The sequence below is a fragment of the Streptomyces sp. NPDC041784 genome (genome assembly GCF_055591025.1).
Genome location: NZ_JBVJAB010000048.1, coordinates 36,662 through 42,169 on the forward strand (window position 1 = coordinate 36,662; position 5,508 = coordinate 42,169).

Below are 5,508 nucleotides of genomic sequence, written 5' to 3' on the forward strand. Positions count from 1 at the left end.
TGGGGGTGCGGGGTGGGGGTTGTGTTGATGCCCTATCGCGCTTTTTCTTCTCCCCCTCCCTCCCTCCCCCTCCCCCCCCCCTCCCCCCTCCTCCCCCCCCCCCCCCCCCCCCCCCCAGGACCCGGCGCCCGCCACACGCTCTGTCAGCCCGACCGGTCACCGGCGTGCCCCTGCACGCGTGCGTCCGGTCCTCCACCGAGGCATTAAGGTCCCCCATGTTCTCCGCCGCTCCTCAGCAGGCTCCGCCGTCCCGCACCCAGCGCGCTCCCCGGTCCGGATCAGAAAGAGGAGCGAAGCGCCGCGCGCCGAGCGGACTGTTCGAACCCGCGCAACTCGTGCAGTCCTTCCCCGAGGCGTTGCGCAAACTGCACCCGCGCGCACTCGTCAAGAACCCCGTGCTCTTCGTCGTGTCCGTCGGAGCCGTCCTCACCACCCTCTCCGCGGTCCTCCATCCGGCCGTCTTCACCTGGGTCATCAGCGCCTGGCTGTGGCTGACGGTGATCTTCGCGAACCTCGCGGAGGCCGTGGCCGAGGGCCGGGGCAAGGCCCAGGCCGAATCGCTGCGCAGAGCGCGTACGGACACGGTCGCGCTGCGGCTGCGCCACTGGAGCTACGGCACCGACCTGCGGAGGGCCGAGACCGAGGCCGTCGCCGCCACCGACCTCAAACCGCTCGACGTCGTGCTCGTCGAGGCGGGTGAGCTGATCCCGGCCGACGGCGATGTCGTCGACGGGGTGGCGGCGGTCGACGAGTCGGCGGTCACCGGGGAGTCGGCGCCCGTGATCCGCGAGTCGGGCGGCGACCGCAGCGGCGTGACGGGCGGCACGACGGTCCTGTCCGACCGGATCGTCGTACGGGTCAGCGCCCGCCCCGGGCACTCCTTCCTGGACCGGATGATCGCCCTCGTCGAGGGGGCCGCGCGGCAGAAGACCCCGAACGAGATCGCCCTGAACATCCTGCTGGCCGCGCTCACGATCGTGTTCGTCATGGTCGTGGTCACCGTCCAGCCGATGGCCGCGTACGCGGACGCCGCCCAGTCCACGACCGTGCTCGTCGCCCTGCTCGTCACCCTCATCCCGACCACCATCGGCGCCCTGCTGTCCGCGATCGGCATCGCCGGCATGGACCGGCTGGTGCAGCGCAACGTGCTGGCGATGTCCGGCCGCGCGGTCGAGGCGGCCGGCGACGTGAACACCCTGCTGCTGGACAAGACCGGAACCATCACTCTCGGCAACCGTGAGGCCGCCGCCTTCGTCCCGCTGCCCGGCATCGACGAACGGCAGCTCGCCGATGCCGCCCAGCTGTCCTCCCTCGCCGACGAGACACCCGAGGGCCGCTCCGTCGTCGTCCTGGCCAAACGGCTCCACGGACTACGGGCGCCCGCTGAGGGCGAGTTGACGAACGCACGATGGGTGGCGTTCAGCGCGCAGACCCGGATGAGCGGCGTCGACCTGCGCTGGGACAACGGAGCCGTGTGCGCCATCCGCAAGGGCGCCACCCAGCAGGTTGTCGAGTGGGTGCAGATGTACGGCGGTCATGTCCCGCCCGAGGCACGGCTGTTCGCGGACTCCGTGGCGGCCTCCGGAGGCACGCCGTTGCTGGTCGCCGTGCATGACTGGCACGGCCCAAGGGTGTTGGGCCTGATCCACCTCAAGGACGTCGTCAAGGACGGCATCCGTGAACGCTTCGCCGAGCTGCGCCGCATGGGCATCCGCACCGTCATGATCACGGGCGACAACCCGCTCACCGCCCGCGCCATCGCCGAAGAGGCGGGCGTGGACGACTACCTGGCCGAGGCGACCCCTGAGGACAAACTCGCCCTGATCAGACGGGAGCAGGAGGGCGGCAAGCTGGTCGCGATGACCGGCGACGGCACCAATGACGCCCCGGCGCTCGCCCAGGCCGACGTCGGCGTGGCCATGAACACCGGTACATCGGCCGCCAAGGAGGCCGGCAACATGGTCGACCTCGACTCCAACCCGACCAAGCTCATCGAGATCGTCGAGATCGGCAAGCAACTCCTCATCACCCGGGGCGCGCTGACCACGTTCTCCATCACCAACGATGTGGCCAAGTACTTCGCGATCATCCCGGCGATGTTCGCGGGCGCCTACCCGGGCCTGGACGCGCTGAACGTGATGGGCCTGCACAGCCCCACCTCCGCGATCACCTCGGCCATCATCTTCAACGCACTGATCATCGTGGCGCTGATCCCGCTCGCACTGCGCGGCGTCCGGTACACGCCCTCGTCGGCACACGACCTGCTGCGCCGCAACCTGCTCCTGTACGGCCTGGGCGGGCTGATGCTCCCCTTCGTCGGCATCAAGCTCATCGACCTGCTGGTCTCCGGGGTGCCCGGCCTTGGCTGAACCGCTCTCGCGGCTCGGCCGTCAAGACCTCGTATGCGCACGTCAGAGGCGTGTCAGGGAACGGCTGAACGGCTTGCCCGGGGCCTGCGGGACGGCTTGCATGGAACCTGTGAACAGCGCCTGGCTCCTCTTCGACCGGCCGCCGAGTCCCGCTCGGCCGCTCCGTCGTGCGCCCCGCTGTGCGGAAACGCCCGCGCCGTCGTCCCGCTGACGGGCCTTCCGCATCCCCAGGGGCGCCGTGATCCCCATCCCGGCGCCCCTTTCACCTTTCCTACCCGCACGCGCGCCACCCTCTGAGAGGGGTGCGGGGCGTGCCCGCAACCCCGGATCGGACCATGTCCGACTCTGCCCTTTCCTCCTTCTCCGGCCGCACCGTCCTGGTCACCGGCGCCACTTCCGGCATCGGTCTGGAGACCGCCCGGCAGCTCGCGGAACGCGGCGCCACCGTGCTGCTGCACGGCCGCACCGCCGAGGAGGCCCGCGCCGCCGCCGACCGCCTGGTCGCCACGGCAGGCACCGACGCCTCCCGACTGTGGACGTGCGCCGCCGACTTCGCGCGTCTCGACGAGGTGGAGACCCTCGCCCGCGAGGTCGTGACCGAGCACCCGCACCTGGACGCGCTCGTCAACAACGCGGGCATCGCCGCCCCCGAGCGCCACACAGTGACGGCCGACGGCAACGAGATCGCCTTCCAGGTCAACTTCCTCGCCCACTACCTGCTCTCCTGCCTGCTGGAGCCCGCGCTGACCAGCGACCCCGGCGGCCGGGTGGTCAACGTGTCCTCGGCGCTGCACCGCACGGGGTCCATCCAGTGGTCCGACCCCAACCGTGCCCGCCGCTACTCCCGGCTCGCCCTGGCCTGCGTCGCCTCCCTGTGCGCCGACATCTCCGCGCGCGGCCACATTCCCAGCTGGAACTGCTCGGTCCACAACCGTGCCAGCCGCCTCCTGGCCTGGACCGCGGGCTTCCGACTGGTCCGCGGGTACGTCCACTACGCGGTCGGCAGCCCCGTGGCACATGATCGACTCACCACATAGACACCGCTCGTAAGAGGAAAGAGAGCCCAGGTGACCAGAACCCCGCTCCTCACCCTTCCGATCTTCGCGGGCCGCCACGAACTGACCCTCACCCGGCTGAAGCGCGCGGACGACTCCTTCACCCTGCACTACACGGTCGTTCCCCCGCTGCCCGACTCCGACAGCGAGCCGCCTCTGGCTCCCCCTCCTGGAAGCCCGGGACGACCCGGGCACCGCGTACGAGGACCGCGGCGGCGCCTACGGCACCAGCCCCGACGCCGGCCACACCGACGGATCACTCACGGCATGGCCGGCCCTGGCTCCGGACGCGCGCCCTCCAAGTCCGCATCACCTTCGTACAGGGAGCCCGCAAAACGGCGTACGAGGCGTACGAGGCGTACGAGATGACGTTGGGTGTGCGCGCCTGGCTCGTGGCCCATACGACCACCCGTGTGGCCTAGTTCATGCCCACACAACCGAGACGTCGTCGTCTTGATGTGCCACCGACGCTCACACCGCCTCTCTTAACGGAAGCTTGACGCGAGCGACGGACTCATCCGTGGCCCGCACGTCACTCTCTGCATACGCTGGTGCCGCCGTCCGCGTGATGGCCGAGGACCGCACCCTGAGCCGCACATCAGGAGCATGCCGATGGCCACCACCCAGCACCCTCCGCCAAGCCGCCTGCGCTCCTGGATGCTGGAGGGGCTGTCCGACATGGGCAAGGGCGGCGGCCACACGGGTCCGCACGCCGAGCCCGAGCCCCCGCACAAGGGGCAGCGCTGGTACCGGGTGATGTGCCTGACCGGTGTCGACTACTTCTCTACTCTCGGCTACCAGCCGGGCATCGCCGCCCTCGCGGCCGGTCTGCTGTCGCCGATCGCGACCATCGTGCTGGTGATCGTCACCCTGGTGGGTGCCCTGCCGGTCTACCGGCGGGTGGCCGAGGAGAGTCCGCACGGCGAGGGCTCGATCGCGATGCTGGAACGCCTGTTGTCCTTCTGGAAGGGCAAGCTGTTCGTCCTGACCCTGCTGGGCTTCGCGGCCACCGACTTCCTGATCACCATCACCCTGTCCGCGGCGGACGCCTCCACCCACCTGGTCGAGAACCCGCACCTGGCCGACGCCCTGCACGACAAACAGATGATCATCACTCTCATGCTCGTCGCCCTGCTCGGCGCGGTGTTCCTGAAGGGCTTCCTGGAGGCCATCGGCGTCGCGGTCGCCCTGGTGGTGGCCTACCTCGGGTTGAACGTGGTCGTGGTGGCCGTCGGCCTGGGGCATGTGTTCACCGAGGGCCATGTGGTCACCGACTGGACGAGCGCCCTGACCGCCGAGCACGGCAACGTCTTCGCGATGATCGGTGTCTCCCTGCTGGTCTTCCCCAAGCTGGCGCTGGGCCTGTCCGGCTTCGAGACCGGCGTCGCGGTCATGCCGCACGTCCAGGGCGACCCGGGCGACACCGAGGAGAACCCCAAGGGCCGCATCCGGGACACGAAGAAGCTGCTCACGGCCGCCGCCCTGATCATGAGCGTCTTCCTGATCGCCACCAGCTTCATCACCACGGTGCTGATCCCGGAGAAGGAGTTCGAGGAGGGCGGGCAGGCCAACGGCCGCGCTCTGGCGTATCTGGCGCACGAGTACCTGGGCAACGCCTTCGGCACGGTCTACGACGTGTCGACCATCGCCATCCTCTGGTTCGCCGGCGCCTCCGCGATGGCCGGGCTGCTCAACCTGATGCCGCGCTACCTGCCCCGCTACGGCATGGCCCCGCACTGGGCCCGCGCCGTCCGCCCCATGGTGATCGTCTTCACCCTGGTCGCCTTCCTGGTCACCTGGATCTTCGACGCCGACGTCGACGCCCAGGGCGGCGCCTACGCCACCGGCGTCCTGGTGCTCATCAGCTCCGCCGCCATCGCCGTGACCATCGCCGCCCACAAGGCCGGGCAGCGCAACTGGACGATCGGCTTCGCCGTCATCTCGGCGGTGTTCCTCTACGTCACGGTCGTGAACGTCTTCGAGCGCCCCGACGGCGTGAAGATCGGCGCCTGTTTCATCGCCGGCATCATCCTGGTCTCCCTGCTCTCCCGGCTGGCCCGCGCCTTCGAGCTGCGCGTGACCAG

Annotated in this window: 3 protein-coding genes; all 3 read left to right on the forward strand. The window is 70.0% G+C overall.

The window, feature by feature from the left end; all coding sequences use genetic code 11:
- Positions 1-215: 215 nt before the first annotated feature.
- Positions 216-2,369, forward strand: coding sequence for a potassium-transporting ATPase subunit KdpB (kdpB, locus tag ACZ6D7_RS44455; RefSeq protein ID WP_469503912.1), 2,154 nt, complete (start codon positions 216-218; stop codon positions 2,367-2,369).
- Positions 2,370-2,704: 335 nt separating this feature from the next.
- The gene (locus tag ACZ6D7_RS44460) at positions 2,705-3,406 is read left to right on the forward strand and encodes an SDR family NAD(P)-dependent oxidoreductase (protein WP_469503915.1); all 702 of its coding nucleotides are present in this window, start codon (positions 2,705-2,707) and stop codon (positions 3,404-3,406) included.
- A gap of 630 nt (positions 3,407-4,036) precedes the next feature.
- The coding region (locus tag ACZ6D7_RS44465; RefSeq protein WP_469503917.1) for an APC family permease at positions 4,037-5,508 on the forward strand (1,472 nt) is incomplete at its 3' end.